Origin of the sequence: Winogradskyella pacifica (assembly GCF_013403915.1) — a bacterium.
GTDB classification, from domain to species: Bacteria; Bacteroidota; Bacteroidia; order Flavobacteriales; family Flavobacteriaceae; genus Winogradskyella; species Winogradskyella pacifica.
Genome location: NZ_JABFDI010000018.1, coordinates 12,426 through 37,068 on the forward strand (window position 1 = coordinate 12,426; position 24,643 = coordinate 37,068).

The 24,643-nt window shown below is 33.7% G+C and carries 21 protein-coding genes; 6 read left to right on the forward strand and 15 right to left on the reverse strand.

Features of this window, described 5'->3' with window-relative positions:
• Positions 1-2: 2 nt before the first annotated feature.
• From HM984_RS14480 to HM984_RS14490, 3 genes are all read right to left on the reverse strand, one after another.
• Positions 3-623, reverse strand: coding sequence for a phosphoadenosine phosphosulfate reductase domain-containing protein (locus tag HM984_RS14480; RefSeq protein WP_179349667.1), 621 nt, complete (start codon positions 621-623; stop codon positions 3-5).
• Positions 620-880 carry a DUF2061 domain-containing protein gene (locus tag HM984_RS14485; RefSeq protein WP_092470317.1) on the reverse strand — a complete coding sequence of 87 codons (261 nt, stop codon included), beginning with the start codon at positions 878-880 and terminating at the stop codon, positions 620-622. Before HM984_RS14485 ends, HM984_RS14480 begins: the two co-directional genes overlap by 4 nt.
• A 124-nt stretch (positions 881-1,004) precedes the next feature.
• Positions 1,005-1,415 (reverse strand): RrF2 family transcriptional regulator, encoded by a 411-nt coding sequence (locus HM984_RS14490; protein ID WP_115812222.1) that lies wholly within the window; start codon positions 1,413-1,415, stop codon positions 1,005-1,007.
• Between the two features lie 290 nt (positions 1,416-1,705).
• On the opposite strand from HM984_RS14490, the gene metK reads away from it, so the two are divergent.
• Positions 1,706-2,998: a methionine adenosyltransferase gene (gene metK / locus HM984_RS14495; protein WP_179349668.1), complete on the forward strand. Its 1,293-nt coding sequence runs from the start codon at positions 1,706-1,708 to the stop codon at positions 2,996-2,998.
• 102 nt (positions 2,999-3,100) lie between these two features.
• Here the strand turns inward: metK and HM984_RS14500 are convergent, their stop codons facing one another.
• Positions 3,101-4,033 carry a dihydrofolate reductase gene (locus HM984_RS14500; RefSeq protein WP_179349669.1) on the reverse strand — a complete coding sequence of 311 codons (933 nt, stop codon included), beginning with the start codon at positions 4,031-4,033 and terminating at the stop codon, positions 3,101-3,103.
• Between the two features lie 299 nt (positions 4,034-4,332).
• On the opposite strand from HM984_RS14500, the gene HM984_RS14505 reads away from it, so the two are divergent.
• A complete protein-coding gene (locus HM984_RS14505; protein ID WP_115812216.1) occupies positions 4,333-4,629 on the forward strand; it encodes an isoamylase early set domain-containing protein in 297 nt (98 codons plus the stop codon).
• A gap of 64 nt (positions 4,630-4,693) precedes the next feature.
• Here HM984_RS14505 and HM984_RS14510 read toward each other — a convergent pair whose 3' ends face one another.
• The 6 genes from HM984_RS14510 to HM984_RS14535 form a co-directional block, all read right to left on the reverse strand.
• Complete coding sequence (locus tag HM984_RS14510) at positions 4,694-5,530, reverse strand: energy transducer TonB (protein ID WP_179349670.1); 837 nt, start codon at positions 5,528-5,530, stop codon at positions 4,694-4,696.
• Positions 5,531-5,539: 9 nt separating this feature from the next.
• Positions 5,540-6,364: a thymidylate synthase gene (locus HM984_RS14515; protein WP_115812212.1), complete on the reverse strand. Its 825-nt coding sequence runs from the start codon at positions 6,362-6,364 to the stop codon at positions 5,540-5,542.
• A 157-nt stretch (positions 6,365-6,521) separates the two neighbouring features.
• Positions 6,522-8,234, reverse strand: coding sequence for a NupC/NupG family nucleoside CNT transporter (locus HM984_RS14520; protein ID WP_179349671.1), 1,713 nt, complete (start codon positions 8,232-8,234; stop codon positions 6,522-6,524).
• A 16-nt stretch (positions 8,235-8,250) separates the two neighbouring features.
• Complete coding sequence (locus HM984_RS14525) at positions 8,251-8,868, reverse strand: bifunctional nuclease family protein (RefSeq protein ID WP_115812208.1); 618 nt, start codon at positions 8,866-8,868, stop codon at positions 8,251-8,253.
• A gap of 185 nt (positions 8,869-9,053) precedes the next feature.
• Complete coding sequence (locus HM984_RS14530) at positions 9,054-10,016, reverse strand: electron transfer flavoprotein subunit alpha/FixB family protein (RefSeq protein WP_115812206.1); 963 nt, start codon at positions 10,014-10,016, stop codon at positions 9,054-9,056.
• Positions 10,017-10,098: 82 nt separating this feature from the next.
• Complete coding sequence (locus HM984_RS14535; protein ID WP_179349672.1) at positions 10,099-10,845, reverse strand: electron transfer flavoprotein subunit beta/FixA family protein; 747 nt, start codon at positions 10,843-10,845, stop codon at positions 10,099-10,101.
• 315 nt (positions 10,846-11,160) lie between these two features.
• Between HM984_RS14535 and HM984_RS14540 the strand changes: the two genes are divergently transcribed.
• Positions 11,161-12,138: a pyruvate dehydrogenase complex E1 component subunit beta gene (locus HM984_RS14540; protein WP_179349673.1), complete on the forward strand. Its 978-nt coding sequence runs from the start codon at positions 11,161-11,163 to the stop codon at positions 12,136-12,138.
• Between the two features lie 90 nt (positions 12,139-12,228).
• Positions 12,229-14,739: a DUF5686 and carboxypeptidase-like regulatory domain-containing protein gene (locus HM984_RS14545; RefSeq protein WP_179349674.1), complete on the forward strand. Its 2,511-nt coding sequence runs from the start codon at positions 12,229-12,231 to the stop codon at positions 14,737-14,739.
• Positions 14,740-14,796: 57 nt separating this feature from the next.
• On the opposite strand, the gene cysM is transcribed toward HM984_RS14545, so the two are convergent.
• The gene (gene cysM, locus HM984_RS14550) at positions 14,797-15,675 is read right to left on the reverse strand and encodes a cysteine synthase CysM (protein ID WP_179349675.1); all 879 of its coding nucleotides are present in this window, start codon (positions 15,673-15,675) and stop codon (positions 14,797-14,799) included.
• 1 nt (position 15,676) lies between these two features.
• Positions 15,677-16,465, reverse strand: a complete 789-nt coding sequence (gene epsC, locus HM984_RS14555) for a serine O-acetyltransferase EpsC (RefSeq protein WP_115812196.1) — start codon at positions 16,463-16,465, stop codon at positions 15,677-15,679.
• Positions 16,466-16,705: 240 nt separating this feature from the next.
• Between epsC and HM984_RS14560 the strand changes: the two genes are divergently transcribed.
• Together HM984_RS14560 and HM984_RS14565 are read left to right on the forward strand one after the other, a co-directional pair.
• The gene (locus HM984_RS14560; RefSeq protein ID WP_020895505.1) at positions 16,706-17,233 is read left to right on the forward strand and encodes an inorganic diphosphatase; all 528 of its coding nucleotides are present in this window, start codon (positions 16,706-16,708) and stop codon (positions 17,231-17,233) included.
• Positions 17,234-17,378: 145 nt separating this feature from the next.
• The gene (locus HM984_RS14565; protein WP_179349676.1) at positions 17,379-19,799 is read left to right on the forward strand and encodes a sodium-translocating pyrophosphatase; all 2,421 of its coding nucleotides are present in this window, start codon (positions 17,379-17,381) and stop codon (positions 19,797-19,799) included.
• 188 nt (positions 19,800-19,987) lie between these two features.
• Here HM984_RS14565 and HM984_RS14570 read toward each other — a convergent pair whose 3' ends face one another.
• From HM984_RS14570 to HM984_RS14580, 3 genes are all read right to left on the reverse strand, one after another.
• Positions 19,988-22,714 (reverse strand): TonB-dependent receptor, encoded by a 2,727-nt coding sequence (locus HM984_RS14570; RefSeq protein ID WP_179349677.1) that lies wholly within the window; start codon positions 22,712-22,714, stop codon positions 19,988-19,990.
• A gap of 76 nt (positions 22,715-22,790) precedes the next feature.
• Complete coding sequence (locus HM984_RS14575; protein WP_179349678.1) at positions 22,791-23,663, reverse strand: GLPGLI family protein; 873 nt, start codon at positions 23,661-23,663, stop codon at positions 22,791-22,793.
• A 116-nt stretch (positions 23,664-23,779) separates the two neighbouring features.
• Entirely contained in the window at positions 23,780-24,607 is an 828-nt protein-coding gene (locus HM984_RS14580) for a GLPGLI family protein (RefSeq protein ID WP_179349679.1), read from the reverse strand.
• Between the last annotated feature and the right edge of the window lie 36 nt (positions 24,608-24,643).

The following is a 24,643-nucleotide window of genomic DNA, read 5'->3' on the forward strand; positions in this document are numbered from 1 at the left end:
ATTTATTGAAAATGTATACCACATTCTCTATTGAGAAGTGCTTTTATAGGATCGAAATAATAGTTGTTTTTCGCTAATTGGTTTTCCTCTATATATTGATCTAAATCCGAATCGCTCCAATAATAAAACGGACTCACTTTAAGAATACCATCCTTACTATAGCTTAAAATATTTTTCTTATCTCTATATTCTGTTTGTCTTACTCTGATATTGGTAAACCATACATCAGGATTCTGTTCTTTTAAGGCACGTCTAAATGGCTCTAACTTTACAGCTTCTGAAAAAACCGCATGATTGTCATCTTCTAAACTTGGTAATCCAATGGTTGAATCAATCTCTTCTCTAGTATATAAACTTTGATACTTTAGAATATTAAGTTTATATTTTTCGATCAACTTAGAAGCATGTTCGTAAGTTGTTGGTTGATTATATAAGGTATCGCACCACACTACTTTTATATCTTTATCGAGTTGAGACATTGTGCTCAATAAAACCGAAGAATAGATTCCAAAACTAGTTGTCACAATCTTATTATCAGACAACTTTAAAGCCCATTCTGCAATTTCATTCGGAGTTTTATCTCGTAATTTTTTGTTCCAAACGTCTATATCTATGTCTATCATTTTCCCCATTTTATAGAATTCCAAGTACGTTCATGAAAGAAATAAAGCACCATTTTAGATACTAATTCTATACCTCCAATTGAAAATGCTAAGGCCAAAGTCCCGGTAACTAGATAAGAAATGGTTACTGTTGCTAATGTGCCAACAACTCTCCAACTTATAGTTTTTACGATGCTTCGCTTAATATTTTCTTGAGTAGTATTAGATTCTTGTTTATCATTTTCTAAACTTAAATCTGCTTGTAATACACGATTCATAATTGTTATTAATTTTATAATCCTTTTACCCTATGGATTTAGTAGGATAATGCAAACATAGAAATTAATTACAGTTTAAGACCTAATAATTTCGAAAAAAAAGGATAAAAAAAATAAGAATATGCTAATTAGACAAATCAGCTAAGGTTGTATTACGGAATATTTCGAGTGTATTATCGCGTACTTTGAGCATTAATTTATTTACAGCGCAAGCGTCTTCATCCAAGCAGTCATCGCACTTTTCATAAAAATTTAAACTCACACACGGCACCATTGCAATCGGACCTTCTAATAATCGCATCACTGTTGTCATAGGAATTTCTTTTGGATCCTTTAATAAGTAGTATCCTCCACCTTTTCCTTTTTTAGACCCCAATAATCCGTTTTTTCTTAAGGTTAATAATATACTTTCCAGAAATTTTTGAGATATATTTTCTGTTTTTGAAATTGTAGATATTTGAACAGGAACACGATCTTTCTGTCTTGCCAAGTGTACCAAGGCTTTTATTCCGTATTTTGTTTTCTTTGAAAGCATGATGTAAATCTAGCACTTTTTTATAAACTTCGAATACTAAATTGTACTTCAGAATACATCAAAACCTAATAAATTCATAAAAAAAGGGAATTAAAATTTCATTCCATATAATTTTTCTACTTTTGTACCATCAAAAATTGAGAGGAAAAATTTGATCTGATTGCAACCTCTGACGCGGAATTTTATTCTGCTGAAACAAAAAATGCTAAAGCAGTAAGTTTTCTACTTCTCTAGCGACCAAGCAATCTGAAATTTTTCCGTAGATTTAATATAACCTAAACATAGGACATATGCCATATTTATTTACTTCAGAAAGTGTATCTGAAGGACACCCAGACAAAGTAGCAGATCAAATTAGTGATGCTCTAATCGATAACTTTTTAGCTTTTGATCCAGAATCGAAAGTTGCTTGCGAAACTTTAGTAACTACAGGACAAGTTGTTCTTGCTGGTGAAGTTAAATCTAACACGTATCTTGATGTACAGAAAATAGCAAGAGATACCATTAACAAAATAGGCTACACTAAAAGTGCTTATATGTTTGATGGCAATTCTTGTGGAGTATTTTCTGCCATTCATGAGCAATCTGAAGAAATTAATCGTGGTGTAGATAGAGCCTCAAAAGAAGAGCAAGGTGCTGGTGACCAAGGTATGATGTTTGGTTATGCAACCAACGAAACCGAAAATTATATGCCTTTAGCTTTAGACCTATCTCACAGAATTCTAAAAGAATTAGCTGAGATACGTCGCGAGAATAAAGACATTAAATACTTAAGACCAGATTCTAAAAGTCAGGTTACCATAGAATATAGTGATGATAACGTACCACAACGTATTGACGCTATCGTAGTATCTACACAGCATGATGATTTTGTATCACCTAAATCACAATCTAAAGCTGATGTTGCAGCTGCAGATGATGAAATGTTAGCTAAAATCAGAAAAGAGATTATTGAAATCTTAATTCCTAGGGTTATTGCTAAGTTACCGGAGCACATTCAAGACTTATTTAATGATGATATTACTTATCACATTAACCCAACAGGGAAATTTGTAATTGGTGGACCTCATGGTGATACTGGCTTAACAGGTCGTAAGATTATTGTGGATACTTACGGAGGAAAAGGTGCACATGGTGGAGGAGCTTTCTCTGGAAAAGATCCAAGTAAAGTAGATAGAAGTGCGGCTTACGCAACAAGACATATTGCTAAGAACTTAGTTGCTGCAGGTTTATGTGACCAAATTCTAGTGCAAGTTTCTTATGCTATTGGCGTTGCTAAACCAATGGGTATTTTTGTTGATACTTATGGAACTTGTCATTTTAATTTAACAGATGGTGAGATTGCAAAAACCGTTGAAACTCTATTTGATATGCGACCAGCTTTTATTGAAGAACGTTTAAAATTACGTCAACCAATGTATAGCGAAACTGCGGCTTATGGTCACATGGGAAGACAGAACGAAGTGGTTACTAAATCATTTGAGCAACCGAATGGTGAACCTATTACATTAGACGTAGAGTTATTTACTTGGGAAAAGTTAGACTATGTTGATAAGGTAAAAGCTGCTTTTGAAATAGTTTAGATTTTATATCATTATAATATATAATAAAACACCCTAACTTAAAATTAAGTTAGGGTGTTTTATTATAAGCAGTTCTTAAAATTAAGTCAATATTTTAAATTTTTACTTTCTTAAATACGTAATAAATGAAAACGCATACGCATGCTTTTCATCAGCATCATGCGTTGTTCTATTGACTTCTTTCCATACAGTGTCATCAATTTCTGGGAAAAACGTGTCGGCATTTTCAAACTCAGCATGTACGCGTGTTATCTCAAGTTTATCTACCAAAGGCATGGATTGCTTATAGATTTCACCTCCTCCAATAATAAATGGTTGTTTATCTGATCTCGCTGCGTCTAAAGCATCATGAAGTGAATTAACAACAATAACATCACTGGGAACTTTATAGCCGTCTTGCCTTGTAATAACAATATGAGTACGGTTTGGTAACGGTTTCGGGAAGCTTTCAAACGTTTTACGTCCCATAATAATATGATGACCGTTAGTTAATGATTTAAAATGTTTAAGATCGTCACTTAGGTGCCAGATTAAATCGTTGTCTTTCCCAATAGCATTATCTTCACCTGCAGCCACAATAATGGTTAACTCAGAAGTCTTTTTTTTTTGTGGTGTGGTTTCTTTTTTACTCGTTTCTGTATACGCTTGCGTCTGAGCAATTTTAGTCTCCTCTTTAACAAGGTTCTGTTTTAACTTATCTATGCGTGCTTGTTGTTGATTTACTAGCTTTTCAAGTTGTTGCTTTTCCCAGTCTTTACCCATAAATTTATTGGTAATAAAAACACTTACAAAGTGATAAATAAACAGAAAAAACCATGCTAAAATCGCATATACAAACCAATCAATACCAGCAGGTTTAAAAGTTTCTCCAATTTTTAAAACGGTATTTGCTAAAATTAAAAAGACGGCACCAATTAAAAAGATGACGAAATGAACATACAATCGCTTCTTTTGCTTGATGCGTTTTTGAGCATTTTCAATGAGCTCTAATTGATCTTTATCTATGGTTGTAACTTGTTTTTTTTTGCCGAACATAATCGTAATTTAATAAGATAAAGATACTTTATTTTCACTAAATCGATTGGGAGATTTTAGCCGTTTTCTACTTTTTTCTTTTCGAAAACGATATCACTGAAAATCAATACAATATGAATAAGTTCTTTTGTTATTAATCTATTAAAATAAGCATAGAAATTTTACGTAGAATATGATTAATTGAATCCAATATTATTAAATTCATAAATCTTTAGTTTTTAGACAATTAAACATTTACAAGTACTGTATTCTTTTCTATTTTTGTTTTATAATTAATTCTATTATTAAAATTTATTATTATGGCAATAAAAAAACAGTATTTAAAGTCTAAACCTGTTTGTAAAGTAACATTTTCTGTTCCTGCAAAAGAGGCAAAAAATGTAGCAGTTGTTGGAAGCTTTAACGAGTGGAATACTGAAGCTACTGAATTAAAAAAACAAAAGAACGGAACTTTTAAAGGCACTTTAGATTTAGCTAAAGGTACAACTTATGAGTTTAGATACTTGGTTGATGGTGCGTACATCAATGATGATCAAGCAGATTCTTATGCATTCAACGCATTTGCAGGAGAAGAAAATTGTGTAATCAATTTATAGGTTTTTTCTATAAAATAAAAACATTTTAAAAGCGTCTCGATTTAGTTCGAGATGCTTTTTTTGTTTACCCTAACAACCTAATATTCACTAAAGCACTAAAACGTGTCTCAACAGGTTTTCCATCGCTCGATCCTGGTGCTTTAAATTTTGGCATTCGTTTTATAAGCTGAATCACATCTACAGCAATAGCTTTATGGTGTGCCTTAACATTAATTTGCTCGGTTCTCCCCTTTTTATTAATCACAAACTCTACAAAAAATTTAGTGGTTAAATCCGTTGGAAAGGCCTTATCTGCGAGTTCATAATTAAAACTCACTTTAAGATAATCTATAATTTTATCTGAAGTACATTGTTTAGTCTCCTCAAAACTTAACTCTTCACTACAGCCTCTATACACCGGATAGGTTACATCTGTTATTTGATCATTTTTATTACTTACAATCGCGACTATAGGAAAAGAGAAAGGTACTTCAATCGGTTCACCCCTAAAATAGCCAGGTGATGCGAACTTTGGCAGTAATTTTAAAACACGTAATGCTTCATTTTCCAAATATTTATTTGGGCCTTCTGCTGTACCATCAACAATATTGGCTTGTTCATCAACGTTAAATGCAACTAATATTCTAACTTTTCCTGAAGGGACTTTAGAATCGTCTGGTAGTATTGTGTTGAAATTTTCTTTAAAAAACTCACCTAACTTTTGATTTAAACATTCCTTTTTTTTAGAATATGTCTTACTATTTTCACACCCTTTATATATAGGAACATCTTCAACAATATTAAAGCTTTTTATATCATTTGTAGCCGCTATAGAATCTAATTCAGACTGTTTAGGCACCTCTTCTTGAGCACATAATAACAAACTACCTAGAAATATAATAAAAGTAAAAAAGTATTTCATGTACTAAACTTATATTGCCACTTTACCTTTAATATGTGGATGTGGGTTGTAATCTACCAATGTAAAATCTTCAAATTTAAAGTCGAAAATATCTTTTACTTCTGGATTTAATATCATTTTAGGCAACGGTCTAATCTCTCTCGACAATTGCAATTCTAGTTGCTCCTTATGATTATTATAAATATGAGCATCACCAAACGTATGGATAAAATCACCTGCTTCATAGCCACAAACCTGAGCCATCATCATAGTAAATAAGGCGTAAGATGCAATATTAAACGGCACGCCTAAAAACGTATCTGCACTTCGCTGGTAGAGTTGACAAGATAATTTTCCATCAGCTACATAAAATTGAAAAAAGGCATGGCAAGGAGGCAAAGCCGCTTTTCCATTAGCTACGTTTTCTGAAAAAGATTTAGACGTATCTGGTAACACTGACGGATTCCAAGCCGAAACTAACATTCTACGGCTATTTGGATTATTCTTTAAAGTTGTAATGACTTCTTTAATCTGATCGATTTCTTCACTAGCCCAATTTCGCCATTGATGACCATAAACGGGTCCAAGGTCCCCATTTTCATCCGCCCATTCATTCCATATTTTTACACCATTTTCAGTAAGATAATCGATATTAGTATCGCCTTTTAAGAACCAAAGCAATTCATATATTATAGATTTTAAATGTAACTTTTTGGTCGTTACCATTGGAAATCCTTCACTTAAATCGAAACGCATTTGGTAACCAAAAACACTTTTTGTTCCAGTACCAGTACGATCTCCTTTTTCGTTTCCTTCTGCTAAAATATGCTTTACTAAATCGTGATATTGCTTCATAACATTTCCCACGAAAGTGGGAATCTCTTTTAATTAAACTTTACTGTAATTCTAAATTACTGATTAGATTATCAGCAATACGAAAATAAGAAAAAAAGCATCAAATGTGATATCTGATGCTTTTGTATATGTGAAATATTCTTTTTTAATGATTCTGTTACCCAATAATCATTCCCGCAATAGTCGCAGAAATTAAAGAAGCAATTGTTCCACCGATTAAAGCTTTCATTCCAAATTTAGACAATTGTGTACGCTGTCCTGGTGCTAAAGAACCAATACCTCCAATTTGAATACCTATAGATGCGAAGTTGGCAAAACCACATAACATATAAGTGGCCATAATAATAGACTTTTCATACGTAAGATGGGTTGCGTTCGCTGCATTTTTTAAATCAGCCAATTGTATATAACCGATAAACTCACTTGCCGCTAGTTTAATTCCAAGCAACTGTCCCATCAAAGCCATATCTTCAGACGCCACACCTATAAGCCACATTAATGGGGCAAATAAATACCCTAAAAGAAATTCTAATGATAAACTGTCGTATGGCGTATTACCTGCTATAATTTCATTTAGAGACGTAAAATGCCAATCTATATTTAAGACCGCAATGGTAAAACCATCAAATCCCGCAAGACCTCCAAGGATTCCATTTATCATAGCAATAAAAGCAACAAATACTAATAACATTGCACCAACATTAACCGCTAATCGTAAACCTTCCGTTGTTCCGTTAGCTATAGCTTCTAAAATATTAGAACCTATCTTTTCTTGTGATACGGTAACGTCTGTATTGACATCTTCTGTTTGAGGGAATAATATTTTTGAAATGACTATCGCTCCTGGCGCTGCCATTACTGAAGCTGCCAATAAATGCTTCGCATAAAATAATTGTAACGCTTCATCTTCACCTCCTAAAAAGCCAATATAAGCGGCTAAAACAGCACCTGCAACAGTTGCCATTCCACCAATCATAACTAACAGAATTTCGGACTTATTCATTTTCTCCAAATACGCCTTAATCAATAAAGGTGCTTCCGTTTGACCTAAGAAAATATTACCTGCAACACTTAAACTTTCTGGACCAGAAATTCCAAGAACCTTAGATAATAACCACCCCATACCTTTTACAACTTTCTGTATGAGCCCTAAATAGAATAGAACAGAGGTTAAAGCTGAGAAGAATATAATGGTTGGTAATACTTGAAACGCAAAAATAAACCCAAAAGAGTTGATATCTAACATCCCACCAAATAGAAATTCACTACCTGCTTGGGTAAATCCAAGAATAGCAATAAAACCTTGCCCTATATATTCAAAAACTGTCTTTACAAAATCTACTTTTAAAACTCCAATTGCTATAACTAGTTGAAACACTAATCCGATACCGACAGTTTTCCAATTAATAGCTTTACGGTTACTACTGAACAGAAAAGCAATGAAAATCAAAGTTACCATTCCTAAAATCCCTCTCCATAAACTAGTAAATGAAAACCCTTGATTGGGTATTATTTTCCCTAGAGTAACTTCGGGGCTCGCAATAATTTCTTCTTTTTTAGACACTAAATTGAAACGCATCTCTTTACCAGAGAAAACTAATGTAGAATCTGTTAGTTCTGATATTTTATATCTTTTAATTGAGTTTAATGAATCGTTGTGATAAAGTACCAATAAGTTATTTTGGTACATATAATCACCTTTAAGACTGTTTACTGAATTTGAAGAAAAATTAAATTCTCCGTCCTTAAACTCTAAAGTAGAGTAACTACTTTCGGGAGCTTTAGACTCCCATGTCTTCTCAAGTTCCTGAGCCGTTATTGATGAAAACCCAATAAAAATAGCCAGAAAAGCCTTGAAAAACTGATTCATAAAAGAGGGGTATTAGTTAGCGTTTAGAAATTTCGTCTCTTACTTTGGCTGCCTTTTCATAATCTTCATTATTAACAGCCTCATTTAAGAGTTCATTGAGTTCTTCGAGAGATTTATTTTTATACCCTTCTTGCTCTGCAGATGCAGCCTCAATTTCTTCAACAATAAGGTCATCAACAAGAATACTATCTTGCTCTTCATCATCTTCCTTTTTAGGATTGACTTTAAGATAGATTCCTGCTTTATCTAAAATATTTTTATAAGTAAAAATTGGAGCTTGAAAACGTAGCGCTAATGCAATTGCATCGCTGGTTCTAGCGTCTATAATTTCTTCAATTTTATCGCGTTCACATATTAAGCTTGAGTAGAACACACCATCAACCAACTTATGAATAATCACTTGCTTGACAACAATATCGAAACGATCTGCGAAGTTTTTAAATAAATCGTGAGTTAAGGGACGTGGAGGTCGGATTTCTTTTTCTAATGCAATAGCAATAGACTGCGCCTCAAAAGCACCAATTACTATTGGTAGTTTCCGATCACCATCTACTTCATTAAGTATTAAAGCGTAAGCACCATTTTGGGTTTGACTGTAAGAGATGCCTTTGATATTTAAACGAACTAAACTCATAATTTATAAAACACAAAGAACTGTTTAAATTTGGACTTTACCAACTGCATTGTGCAGATTTGGTTAATTTCCTCTATACTTTCGATAAAACGCAAGTGAATAAGAGGAATCTAAATTTAAACAGTCCTTATTAATACCACATCCTTTTTTTATGAATTGGTATTCAATATTACAAGGTAATAAAATTATGCGTTTGCAGCTTTAAAAGCCTTTAATTTTTCTATTAATTTAGGCACAACTTCAAATGCATCTCCTACAATTCCATAGTCTGCAGCCTTAAAGAAAGGCGCTTCCGGATCTGTATTTATTACCACTTTTACTTTTGAAGAGTTAATACCAGCCAAATGCTGAATCGCTCCAGAAATACCAATAGCAATATAAAGGTTAGATGCAACAGGTTTTCCTGTTTGACCCACGTGTTCTCCATGTGGTCTCCATCCTAAATCTGATACAGGTTTAGAACATGCCGTTGCTGCTCCTAAAACTTCTGCAAGTTCTTCAATCATTCCCCAGTTTTCCGGACCTTTTAATCCTCTACCACCAGAAACAACGATTTCCGCATCTGCAATACTTACTTTATCTGTTGCTTTATCTACAGACTCAACTTTTACCCCAGATTCTGGAATTGAAGGTGAAAAATCTTCTATTGACGCATTGCCGCCCGACTCTACCAATCCGAATGAATTATTAGATAAACCAACAATTTTTACATCCGTAGCTATTTCTGTATTGGCAAATGCTTTATTTGTAAATGCCGAATGTTTTACTGTAAACGGCGATACGTTAGATGGTGCTGCAACCACATTAGACACATAACCAGCATCTAAACCTACTGCTAACAATGGTGCTAAATATTTACTATTGGCGCTTGCACTAACGACAACCACTTTTGATCCTTCATTTTTTGCAGCATCTTCTAAGATACCTGCATATTTTTTAGCGTTAAATGCTTTTAAAGATTCGTCTTTTACCAAAAGCACTTTAGAGGCTCCGTAGTTACCAAGCTCTTCTGCATTATCCGCATTAATAGCCACAGCAGTTACTGAAGTTCCCATTTGGTCTGCAACCGCTTTAGCATAAGACACAACTTCTAAAGCCGCCTTTTTAAATTTTCCGTTTTCGGATTCTGTATATACTAGAATTGACATAATATTTTTTAAAATTTAAAATTTCAAGCACCAAATCCCAAAGACTGAGCGATTGGATTTTGGAATTTGAGATTTGGTTTTTTTATATAACTTTAGCTTCGTTATGAAGTAAGTTTACTAATTCGTCTATATTATCGGCATCAACCAATTTAACGGCACCCTTAGGAGCTGGTTTTTCAAAACTCACTGCCTTAGTTTCTGCATTAACATCTGTAGGCTCTACAACCGTTAACGGTTTTTTACGCGCCATCATAATACCTCTCATATTAGGAATACGAAGATCACTTTCTTCAACTAATCCTTTTTGACCACCAATAACTAAAGGTAATGAGGTACTAACCGTTTCTTTACCTCCATCAATTTCCCTAACAGCTTTTGCGTTGGTTCCATCAACTTCTAAACTAATACAATTGGCAACAAAATTAGCACCAATCATTCCTGCTAACATGCCAGGAACCATGGCTCCATTATAATCAATAGATTCTCTACCTGCAATAACTAAATCGTAACCACCATCATTAACAACTTTGGCTAATTGTCTTGCAACCGCATAACCGTCAGTAGCTGGTGTATTTACTCTAATCGCTGAATCAGCTCCTATAGCTAAAGCTTTTCTTAAAGTTGGCTCAGTTTCTGCTCCTCCAACATTAACAACATCTACACTTGCACCTTGTTTTTCTTTAAACCACATAGCGCGTGTAAGACCAAACTCATCATTAGGATTAATAACATACTGAACACCGTTAGTGTCAAACTTTGTATCTCCATCTGTAAAATTAATCTTCGATGTGGTATCAGGTACATGACTAATACATACTAATATTTTCATATAAAATAATTTATTTTAAACGTCTTATTCTTGAGTACGAAGATAAAAATAATAATTTGAATTTTACTATGCATGCATAGTAAATATTTGAAAAATTCATTTTTTCTGTATTAAACTATTGATTTTTCAAAAATTTGAAGATTTTTTGCTGATTCTATTACAATTTAATCTTTCTACATTTTAAAAGTCTTAGTTAAAAATCAAATAAATCAGAAAAAACATAAAGCTTCAAAATATTTTCTTTTTTCACCTTAAATTTAATGTCATTATATAGTCTAGAATTATTATTTTTGTTTTTCGAATAAAAATTAGAAAATGAAGACAATTCAATTTAGAGAAGCTATTTGTGAAGCCATGAGCGAGGAAATGCGCAGAGATGAAAGTGTTTATCTTATGGGTGAAGAAGTAGCAGAATATAATGGTGCATACAAGGCATCTAAAGGTATGTTAGATGAATTTGGCGCTAAGCGCGTTATTGACACTCCTATTGCAGAACTTGGTTTTGCTGGTATTGCTATTGGATCTACCATGACAGGAAACCGTCCTATTGTAGAATACATGACGTTTAACTTCTCTCTGGTTGGTATTGACCAAATTATAAATAATGCGGCTAAAATTAGACAAATGTCTGGTGGGCAATTTAAATGCCCAATCGTGTTTAGAGGCCCAACAGCTTCTGCTGGTCAATTAGGAGCAACACACTCACAAGCTTTTGAAAACTGGTTTGCTAACACTCCAGGACTTAAAGTTGTTGTACCTTCAAATCCTTATGATGCTAAAGGTTTATTAAAATCTGCGATTAGAGATGACGATCCCGTTATTTTTATGGAAAGCGAGCAAATGTATGGTGATAAAGGCGAAGTACCAGAAGGAGAATATGTAATTCCTATTGGAGTTGCTGAAATTAAGCGTGAAGGAACAGATGTTACTATCGTATCTTTTGGTAAAATCATCAAAGAAGCCTATAAAGCTGCTGACGAATTAGAAAAAGAAGGTATTTCTTGTGAGATCATCGATTTAAGAACTGTTCGTCCTATGGATAGAGCTGCAATTTTAAAATCTGTAAAGAAAACCAATCGTTTAGTTGTTTTAGAAGAAGCATGGCCTTTTGGAAATGTTGCCACTGAAATTACGTACTTAGTACAATCTGAAGCATTTGATTATTTAGATGCTCCAATAATTAAAATAAATACGGCAGATACTCCTGCACCTTATTCACCTGTATTATTAGCAGAATGGCTACCAAATAGCGATGATGTTGTTAAAGCAGTAAAAAAAGTGATGTATAAATAAATAAAAAGCAAATATCTGCGTTTAGTAAACTTCATTCGTAACCCTCTAACTTATGTTTAGCACGGTTGTTGATGAAGTTTATTTTTTAATATGAAACTAAAACTACTTATCCCATTTATTGTTCTTGGAATTTTTTCTGCTATGGCTCAGACCAAAGTTAGCGGTCACGTTTTTGATGAAAACAACGTACCAATTCCATTTGCCAATGTATTATTTAAAGGTTCTACAGAAGGTACGATTACCAATGAAGACGGTAAATTCTATTTAGAATCCGATAACAGTTGGGATAACTTAATCGTTTCTTTTATTGGTTTTGAAATCCTAGAAGTGCCCCTCACTAAACCCGTTAGTTACGATTTAAAATTCATTCTTAAGGAGGAAGCCTCATCGCTAGATGAAGTACTTATTGTTACAGGAAAGCAATCCAAAAAAGCATCGGAGAATCCAGCAATTAGAATTCTTAAAAAGATATGGGAACGCAAACGCCAAAATGGCTTAAGTCAGTTTAAGCAATACGAGTACGACCAGTACGAAAAAGTAGAATTTGACCTCAACACTATTGATAGTGCTCTAATAAAAAGTAAGCTTTTTAAGGGTATGGAATTCGTTTTTAATGAAGTTGATACCTCTAATGTTACAGGAAAAACCTACTTACCTATTTTCTTAAATGAATCTGTAAAGAAAATATCGGGAGATAATATCCTTAACAAGGAACATGAAGATTTAAAAGGTAATAAAAACTCAGGGTTCAGCAATAACCAAACTATTATAGATTTTATAGACGACCTCTATTCTGAATATAATGTTTATAATAATTACTTAAAATTTTTCGATAAAAGCTTTGTAAGTCCATTAAGCAGAACAGGAGTTCAAACTTATAACTACGTATTATCCGATAGTGCTTTTATAGACAACAAATGGTGCTACAACATTATTTATTACCCTAGACGAAAAAACGAATTGACTTTTAAAGGTGATTTTTGGGTGAATGATTCTACATATGCTATTAAAGAAATTAATCTTCAAGCCTCAAAAAGCGCTAATATCAACTGGGTTAAGGAAATTTATATAGAACAAGAGTTTGAAGTATTAAACGATTCTGTATTTCTTATAAAACGCGATTATTTCCTTTCGGATTTCGCCATGAATAAAAAGGAAATGTCTAGAGGTGTTTATGGAAAACGAACAACTATCTATGACAATTATAAATTTGATGAACCTAAAGATCCTAAGTTTTATGATAAGGTTGTTTATAATTACGATGAAGATGTATACAACCGAGAAGATGATTTTTGGCAAAATAACAGACTTGAAGCTTTAAGTAAAGATGAAAAAGGGGTTTACAAAATGTTGGACACCCTTAAAACGGTTAAAAAATTTAAACGTATTTATAATTTAGCGAGCATTCTTGGATCGGGTTATATAGAATTTCCGAGTTTAAATCTCGATTACGGTCCTATTTTTTCAACCTTTGGTTATAACGAGGTTGAAGGTGTGCGATTACGAACAGGCGGAAGAACTTACTTTGGTCCTAACGATTTATGGCGAATTGAAGGTTTCCTAGCTTATGGTTTTAACGATGATAAATTTAAATACGGAATTTCTGGGAAGTGGTTATTAGACAAACGCAGTCGTTTAACTATTTTTGGAGGTAATAGGCGCGATATTGAACAAATTGGAGCAAGCTTAACGAGTTCTTCAGATGTTTTAGGTCGTAGTTTAGCATCATCAGCCGTCATTGGTACCGGAACAAATGATAAGCTTTCAAATATTAATTTGACTAATTTTGGAGCCTCTATAGAGCCTTCTCGAAATTTTGAAGTACGTATAGACGGTAGCTTCCGTACTATAAGTTCAGCCTCATCGACATTTAGTTTAGATTACGATGACCCGGAAGCTTTATCTGGAGTCTCATCTGAAATAAAACAATTTGAATCGCGACTATCTTTAGGCTATTTTCCAAAACGTCAAATGACAGGTTTCGGGGTCGAACGAAAACATAAGAATGATAATTTCGCTAGACTTTTTGCACAAGTTAGTCGTGGAGATCGCGACTGGTTTGATAGTGACTTTGACTATACCAAAGTTCAGTTTTCATATATACAACCATGGCAAGTTGGTGGTTTTGGTAGATTAGTTACCTCTGTAGAACTCGGTAAAACATTTGGAGAAGTGCCTTTAGGATTGTTGAGTGTTGTTCCTGGTAACCAATCTTATTTTTCAATATACAATACGTTTACACAATTAGATTATTACGAGTTTGTTACAGACACGTATAGTTCTGTTCATTTGGAGCATAATTTTAATGGTCGTATTTTTTCTCGCATTCCCTTCTTAAAAAAATATAACTTAAGAGCTATTTTAGGATTAAGAGGTGTTTGGGGAGAATTGTCTATTGAAAATGCAACTTTAAACAGCACAGGTAATCTAATGGAAATTCCTTTAGTCGCCCCAGATACCCGTATGTATTACGAATATAGTTTTGGTGTGGCTAACATTTTTAAAGTGTTGCGTTTAGACTTCAACTTTAGAGGAAATTATTTAGACCGACCAGACGCCAGGCCATTTGGTATTACAGGTAGTTTTGGGTTTTATTTCTAAAAAAAAAGGATTTACGTTTTGTAAATCCTTTTTTTTTTAGAAAATGTATTTAAAATTTTACTCAAATAAATCAGAGGATAAATAACGATCTCCTCTATCGCAAATAATACAAACTACGATTCCGCTCTCTAATCCGTCTACTAATTTTAGAGCTGCAGCTGTAGCACCTCCACTACTCATGCCTGCGAGTATGCCTTCTTCTTTTGCTAATCGCCGTGTCATTACTATAGCTTCATCTTTGCTAACTTCAATAGTTTGATCGACTTTAGACGCATCAAATATTTTAGGTAAATATTCTATTGGCCATTTTCTAATACCAGGTATTTTAGAGCCATCGGTTGGTTGTACACCTACAATTTTCACCTCAGCGTTTTGTTCTTTCAAAAAGGTAGAGGTTCCCATTATGGTTCCTGTCGTTCCCATTGAAGACACAAAATGCGTAATTGTACCTTCAGTATCTCTCCAAATTTCAGGACCTGTGGTTTTGTAATGTGCTTTCCAATTATCATCATTACCAAATTGATTGAATGAAAAATAACCCTCATTTTCAACCTTGTTTATAGCATAGTCTCTCGCGCCTTCAATACCATCAGGATGCAATGTAACTGTTGCGCCATAAGCACGCATCGTTTGCACACGTTCTTTAGTGGCTGTATCTGGCATTACAAGTTCTATATTCAACTTATAAATACTCGCAATCATAGCAAGCGCAATTCCTGTGTTACCACTAGTAGCTTCAATTAATTTTGATGATGCATCAATTTGTTTAGAGTCTAGAGCACTTTTAATCATATTGTAAGCGGCTCTATCCTTTACGCTACCTCCAGGATTATTTCCTTCGAGTTTAAAATACAAACTCACATTAGGATTGCTATTTAATGCTATTGATTTAACTAAAGGAGTATTTCCAATGCGATCTATTAAGGTCTTATTCATATTACTTTTTTAATTTTGAAAAAATTTCAACCTGATGTTTATGAGTTACTACAGAGTTTTCAGGAACAGACTCTGTTAACCACGTGTTACCACCAATCACACTATTTTTTCCAATAATAGTATTACCTCCCAAAATTGTTGCATTAGCATATATGGTGACATTTTGCTCAATAGTTGGATGACGCTTCGTATTTTGATGCTGCTTTTTAACCGTTAGAGCACCTAAAGTTACGCCTTGATACACCTTAACGTTATTATGTATTTCTGTAGTTTCCCCAATAACCACTCCGGTACCATGATCTATAAAAAAAGAGTCACCAATAGTGGCACCAGGATGTATATCTATCCCAGTAATAGAATGGGCATACTCGGTCATTAACCTTGGTATTAATGGCAGATTCAATTTAAAAAAGACTCTTGCCATTCTATAAATTGAAATTGCAAAGAACCCTGGATAAGCTAAATATATTTCTTCTATGGATTTCGATGCTGGGTCATTGTTAAAAATCGCTTCAGCATCCTTTTTTAAACTGCAATATAAATCGGGAATGTTTTCTTTAAAATCACTCCAAAGTTTACAAGGCTTATTCTTAATATCCGGACATGCCCTATTTCTAATCGCAATAAACAATATTTCCAATTGCTGCAATGCCAATTCGGCATCCGTATCACAATCATAAAAAGCTTTAAAAAGCAGTTTTGTGAACCGTTGCGACTCTTCTTTTAAAGTCATCGAAACCTTAATTATTTCCTTGTGCTCATTTATGACCTTTACTACGTTCAAATTCATACTTAAATAACTCTTTTAAAAGACGTATAATTATAGTATCCATTACAGACTGAACGAATTTAGTGAAACAAATTGAACAAGAAAAGAAGACTGTCTAAATTGATAACAATTCAATAAACCACTATACAAATAATTAATTGTCTAACTCGTACAATATATTATCTTTGCGGAACTTAAATTTTAACAGAGAATATAATAATGGTTCTAAGTAAATTAGAACTCCCAAATACAAATTAAAACATGTCAGAATCAGAAGAATTAACTTTCGATGTACTAATTGAAATACCTAAAGGAAGTCGTAATAAATATGAATACGATTTCACATTACACAAAATAAGATTTGACCGCATGCTTTTTTCATCTATGATGTATCCAGGTGATTATGGCTTTATTCCAGAAACTTTAGCTTTAGATAGTGATCCTTTAGACGTTTTAGTATTAGGACACCAACCTACATACCCAATGGTAGTTATGGAAGTAAGACCTATTGGTGTTTTCCATATGACAGATGAAAAAGGACCAGATGAAAAAATTATCTGTGTACCTGTTTCAGATCCTATCTGGAGTAACAATAGAGATATAAGTGATTTAAATCCTCACAGACTTAAAGAAATTGAGCACTTTTTCCGTGTATACAAAGATTTAGAGAAAAAGAAAGTTGATGTTGGTGGATGGGGAGATGCTGAAGAAGCTGTGAAAATTTATCACGAATGTATTCAACGTTACGATGAAAGTGAACATAAAAAGAAACGCACTTTTACGATTTAACATCCTTATTCAGGAATCTAAAGTTTTTAAGTAAAAAACTATTAAAAAAGCAATATCATTCAAATGATATTGCTTTTTTCGTAAAAATATGATTCATTTTACTACATTTACCTAGCTAATAACTAACTAAATTAAATATTATAATATGGAGTCAATGATGATTTATATGCCAATAGCTTTGGCACTTTTGGGCTTAATTTACATGCTAATAAAGCAATCTTGGGTTATGAAACAAGATGCTGGAGATGGCAAAATGAAAGAAATTTCAGATCATATATACGAAGGAGCCCTCGCCTTCTTAAATGCCGAGTATAAACTACTCGCTATTTTTGTAATTATTGTAAGTATACTTCTTGCTATTGTTTCATTTATAGTACCAACAACGCATTGGCTTATCGTAATTGCTTTTATTTTCGGAGCTGTATTTTCTGCATTCGCTGGAAACATCGGAATGAAAATAGCCACTAAAACAAATGTTAGAACAACACAAGCCGCTCGTACAAGTTTACCAAATGCACTAAAAGTATCTTTTGGTGGTGGAACTGTAATGGGATTAGGTGTTGCTGGCCTTGCCGTTTTAGGATTAACAGCATTTTTCATATTCTTCTTTTGGTTCTTTATGGGAAGTGAATGGACAAACACAATGGACATGACCATCGTATTAGAAACTCTTGCTGGTTTCTCTCTTGGTGCAGAATCAATCGCATTATTCGCTAGAGTTGGTGGAGGTATTTATACTAAAGCTGCCGATGTTGGTGCTGATTTAGTAGGTAAAGTTGAAGCTGGTATTCCAGAAGATGATCCACGTAATCCTGCTACAATTGCAGATAACGTAGGTGATAATGTAGGTGATGTTGCAGGTATGGGAGCCGATTTATTTGGATCTTATGTGGCGACCGTTTTAGCTGCAATGGTTCTTGGTAACTATGTGATTAAAGATATGGGTGGCTCAATCTCTGATGCTTTTGGAGGAATTGGACCAATCCTTTTACCAATGTCAATTGCTGGTGTAGGAATTATTATTTCTATCATCGGAACCATGTTAGTGAAAATAAAAAGTAATGACGCTAAAGAAGCTCAGGTTATGGGAGCTTTAAATATTGGAAACTGGACGTCTATCATCTTAGTAGCTGCTGCATGTTTCGGATTAGTAACTTGGATGCTACCAGAAACGATGCAAATGAATTTCTTTGGTGAAGGTTTACAAGAGATTTCTTCAATGCGAGTGTTCTATGCGACCTTAGTAGGTTTAGTCGTAGGAGCTGTTATTTCTTCTGTAACGGAATATTACACAGGGTTAGGTAAAAAACCAATTTTAAATATTGTACAACAATCAAGTACTGGAGCAGGAACGAACATTATAGCAGGTTTAGCGACAGGTATGATTTCTACATTCCCATCAGTATTATTATTTGCTGGAGCTATTTGGGCATCGTATGCATTTGCAGGATTCTATGGAGTTGCTTTAGCGGCTTCTGCAATGATGGCAACTACAGCTATGCAATTAGCGATTGATGCTTTTGGACCAATATCTGATAACGCAGGTGGAATTGCTGAAATGAGCGAACAAGAGCCTATCGTTAGAGAACGTACAGACATATTAGATTCAGTTGGTAATACAACAGCTGCAACAGGAAAAGGTTTTGCTATCGCTTCTGCGGCATTAACATCATTAGCCTTATTTGCTGCTTACGTTACGTTTACAGGAATTGATGGAATTAATATCTTTAAAGCACCAGTTTTAGCGATGTTATTTGTTGGTGGTATGGTGCCAGTAGTATTCTCTGCTTTAGCAATGAATGCTGTAGGAAAAGCAGCTATGGAAATGGTTGAGGAAGTACGTCGTCAGTTTAGAGATATTCCAGGTATTATGGAAGGTACAGGAAAACCAGAATACGATAAGTGTGTGGCGATTTCTACGGAAGCGTCTTTAAAAGAAATGATGTTACCAGGTTTATTAACTATAGGTTTCCCATTAGCAATTGCTTTTATTCCTATGATTTTCGGAATGGATCCTTTAGCTATCGCAGAAATGTTAGGTGGTTATATGGCTGGTGTTACGGTTTCAGGTGTGCTTTGGGCAATCTTCCAAAACAATGCTGGTGGAGCATGGGATAATGCTAAAAAATCTTTTGAAGCTGGAGTTGAAATTAATGGTGAAATGACATTTAAAGGTTCTGAAGCTCACAAAGCTGCAGTAACTGGAGATACTGTTGGAGATCCTTTTAAAGATACATCTGGACCTTCAATGAACATCTTAATTAAGTTAACCTGTCTAATTGGTTTAGTCATTGCCCCTATTTTAGGTGGACATGCTGATGAAACTGGTTTAGCAAATAATGACACAAACTTTTCTATTGAAATGACTGTTGACTCTAAAGATTTAGCTAAAGCCACCGTTAATTATTCCACCATTAAAGAAGGAAAGAAAACATCTGAAGTTATTATTTTCGAAGGCACACAGGTCGAAGTTGAAAAAGAATTAAATGCATTTGAAGCATCGCTTACAAACGAAGCTGGTGACGTTATAAAAGTTATTGAAAAAGTAGATATTTCTAAAAGTTAAATTTTACAAATACACGTATTTAAAAACCCTCAACATGATTAAAAATGTTGAGGGTTTTATTTTTTTAGAGACATAGATCATATAGAAAGAATCTAAAATTCTGAGAGACCACTTGGGGTCTCAATACATAAACAAAAAAGCCTCACATTTTGTTTTAAAATGTGAGGTTTTATTATTACAATTATATTCTATAAGGTGTACGTCAACCTAAATGTAATCAATCTTGGTAGAATAAATGTTTCTGAACTATATACAGAAATATTATTAGACCCATTATTAACTTCAGAATCTATATTCAATAAGTTGGTGGCTCTAAGTTGGTATTCCCATTTAGCATCTTGATCTTTTCTATACGCTAAACTCCCATTCCATGTTTGATACGATTGTGTATCGCTAACATTACTACTTTGACTTGTGTATGAATAATCCGTTCTAAACGTTAAAGCCTTCCAGATGTAAGCGTCAAATTCTACAGAAGGAGCATTAGTGGTAAACTGCGTATCATTGTCTCCTTGCTTTGTATCTGAAACGCTATATCTATACTTTAAAGTTACGTTTGGCGCCTCTCTAAAGTTAGTACTTAATTCTGGCGTATATGTCTGAGAAAACGTCTCATTTACAGATCTAACGTCTTGTACAAATTGATTACTCTTGCTATAATTAAGACCAACACGCATACTGGCCCTTAACTTACCAAAAGTACGTTGTATACGTCCACTCGCCGACACACTCTCATCCGCAAAATTTGAATTGAAATACGTATTGGTTCTGATCACATTATCAAAATTAGTAAGTGATCTTATTTGATCGATATTCTTGTTATAATTAATAAACGCAAATATATTAGTGTAATTAAACAAGTTAAAACTAAAGTAACGTAAGTTTAAGTTATGCGATAATGAATTCTGTAAGTTTGGTTCACCATATTGCACACTGTTATAATTATTTAAAACCAAACCTTCAGCTAAACTAGTAACATCCGTAAATGAGTTTTGCATGTTATAACGGAACGTTAAACTCTCGCTCTTTTTAAATTGAATTTGCGTTTCAAAATCTGGTAATATTCTAAAGAAGTTATCTTCATAAGTTTCACCAAACTGTGTGTTTTTGTTCCCGTAAGCGTGAACTGAGAACCCAGGTGTAATTGTAAATTTCCCTGTTTTCAATCTGTAATGAAATCCAAGATAAATATCGCTAAAATTATATTCTGTATCGTTTTCATTTCTTAGCAAGTCACCTTCTTTATTAGTTAAGTTTGCTGTAGGGTCAAAAAATGAGCCGTCATCTAAAAACTGAAAAATGTTAGAGTTGAATTTCTGATTACTCAAAATAGTACCTAAGGTAAAATTGATATTACTCTTAGAGTTTAAGATATTATAATAATCTAATTTAGCATCTAACTGGTTAGATTTAATACGGCGTTCTTGATTAAGATCATAATTAGCCTGACTTGTATTTAAACCTAAACTGTTTGCTGTAGTTTCAAAAGCACCTTCATCTTTTAATCCAATTACATTGTAAAAAGGATCTTCATCTTTAATTAAATGCTGCGCTTCAAAAGCAAAAATATTCTTCTCATTTAGCGTGTAATAATAATTCACATTTTGATTAATACTAAATGGTTTTGCTTCATTCAACTCATTGGTATTTCCAACTACAGTAGAAAATTCATTTTGCATTTCAGAATCGCTAGAAATACGACCCAAAACATCATAGTTTAATTGGTTATTAGCATTTGGCTTATAGCTCGCACTTAATTTTGCTAAACCTTGGTTGGTAGCTTCTCTTCCTGTTTGTACTGTTTCTTCATCAGGAATTCCTAATTCTGGATTTGTATAACGCACAAAACTTTCTTGTCTCGTTTTTAAACGGTTTGCATTATAAATTAAAAATCCACTAAGATCTAAGGCTTCGTTTGGAGAATAACTAAAGTTCATAGCTCCTAATTTAGATTCTATCGTTTGTGCATCTCCAAGATTTGTTAAGCCACTTAATCCATTATCTCCAAGGTTAATACTTGTTCCACTACTAGAACTCGGACTTCTAAAACCACCACCGAAATTACGAATATCACGGCCTGTTAATGCGACTTCTCCTATATTATTGATATCACCAATAACATTAATACTGTATTTAGGACTGTAGTAAAATAGTTTTGGTTGTACGAGATACAAATTATCGTTTGGTGATGGCGCAACACCTCCACCAGCTGTAACATCCCCAAACCAGAAATTTTCTTTTCCTTCTTTCAATTTAATATTAATAGCAACGTTGTCTTGGTTATTTTGAACGCCACTTAATTGACCTACCTCAGCGTAATTACGTAAGACTTGAATTTTATCTACCGCATTTGAAGGAATATTTTTAGTTGCTAGTTTTGAGTCTCCATCAAAGAAATCTTTACCATTTACCATCAGCTTGGTGACCTCTTTACCTTCTACTTCAATTTTTCCTTCAGCTGTAATTTCTACACCAGGTAATTTTTTTAAGACGTCTTCAAGCTTCCGCTCTGTACCATTCTTAAAGGAATCTGCATTATAAATTAAGGTATCTCCTTTAATTGTTACAGGCATATCATACGTCAACTCAACAGCATCGAGCATATTATCAGAATACAAATTAAAGTTTTTTGTAAGATCAACTTCTTTTGTTTCTACAGTTTCATCCACCGATTTTAAACCGATATAACTCACTTGAATATTGTACATTCCATTTTTACCCAGTGAAATCACATATTTCCCACTAGCATCAGTAATGGCATAAGATTCTAATGTATTAGATTCTTTATTAATGGCAATAATATTGGCCAATTCTAAAGGAGAGCCGATGCTATCTTTTACAATACCTGTCAATTTAATTTGAGCAAAAGAACTCATAACTACTAAAGTAAATAGCAGCGCTAAAATATTTTTCATATAAATAATGTCTTTGGTTGGTAAGTGAGAACGTAGTTTATACGCTTTGCCTCATTAGAGTTTAATTATAATATGCTTAGTTTCTTCCGCGTCCGCCGCCTCTACCGTTACGTCCACCATACATTTCGCGCATTTCTTCCATTTTCTTTGTAGTGATATCAGTGTACTCTGCTTGGGTAACTTCTTGTCCTTTTTTAGGCTTATCAATAGACTCCTTTTCTCTTGGGTTTAATACAATCTTAGTACAAAGTATGGTTGTACGATCTGCATTTATTTCTAATATTAATCCTGGTAAACCCCAGTAATCATCTGGACCTTGGTTTACAGGAATCTGTGGAGTGTACCAAGCTACAACTTCAATTGTTTTTGGTGCCTTAGGCTCATTTGAGTCTGTAGAATCTTTAGCTTTTTCTTCGTTATTTTGATTTCTCCCTCTTGGTCCTCTAAAACTACTAAAGTCAACCCCACTAGGAACGACAGTTGCTGTAGCTTTAAAACAGGTATATTGACCAATTAATTTGGTTTCCGTACCCATTTTCCATTCTAAATCTTTTAATTCATCTTTAACTAAAAACTGCTTCCCAAAAAACTCCTGATCTTGGATAACTTCTTTTGTTTGAACATTTTTATATTTTGGACCTCCGGTTAAACTTGCACCAAAGCCACCTCTTCGACCGCTTCCACCTGGTGCTGCTAACTTTTCTTCTTCCTTATAAATAGACTCTGATTTTGTAAACGTTAGTGTGTACTCCTTCTCTAAAAAGCTCTTCATACGTTCTTCAAATTGCTTTTTTCGCTCCGCACTCATGTCTTGTCCGCCAAATTGATCGAGATCCATGGTCGTTTTCGATATGTAGTAAGCTTTGCCTTGAAAATCTTGAGCAAACAAATTAGAACTGGCAAAAAACACAGTTAAGAGTAATGCAATTTTTAATGGTAATTTCTTCATTTTAAATAGTCTAGTTAAATATTATAACAAATTATGTTAATCTTACTTCCATAAGACTCCACAATTGAAGAAAAGTTAAGTCCAGGTTTGTTAAACTTGTGTTAAGAAAACTAATATTATCTGCGTCCTCCTCTATTGGCTCTAAACTCTTTCATTTTTTCACTAATAATATGCTGATACTCCTGCTTTGTTACTATTGTTCCTTTATCGGAAGCTTTAATTTCAACCTTATCCTTAGGATTCAATACTATTTTAGAACATAACATGGTTGTATTTCCTGCACTAACTTCTAAAATTAATCCTGGAAGACCCCAATATTCTAATGGACCATGCCCAACAGGAATTTGAGGAGTATACCAAGCCTCAACAGCTGTCATTGGAGTTTCTTTTTCGGTATCACCATCTAAGTCGTCGTTTAATGTGTTCCAAGAAAAATTATACCAAGCTAGCTCATTAGTCGGAATTGATGCGGTAGCTTTAAAACATGTATAGTTTCCTATCTGTTTTGTTTCTTTTTCCATTAACCATTCAATAGGCTGCAAGCTATCTTTTACTAAAAAGTTTTTTCCATAGAATTCTTGATTCTGAACTTGTGAATTTGTTTTTACATTTTTATATTGGTGACCAGGTGTAAAGTTTTTCCCCCAAGAATCCGTTGCTCCAGACATCGCATCCAATTGTTCTTCTTCTTCAAAAAATGACGCTTCTCTATTGAAAGTTAAAACATAGTTTTTTTGCAATCTATTTTTCATTCGGGCTTCAATCTCCTTTTTCTGACCTTCGCTTAGGCGCGCGCCCCATGTTCCTAAATCCATTTTAGCTTTTGAGAAGTAGTAGGCTTTACCTTGAAAGTCTTGTATATCTTCATCTCCATCTATAGTAAAACCATTTGATAAACCGATGGTAAGGAAAATTACACTGAATTTTAATAGAATTGATTTCATAATAAATTAAGTTTACTTATTTTGTTTAACAAATAT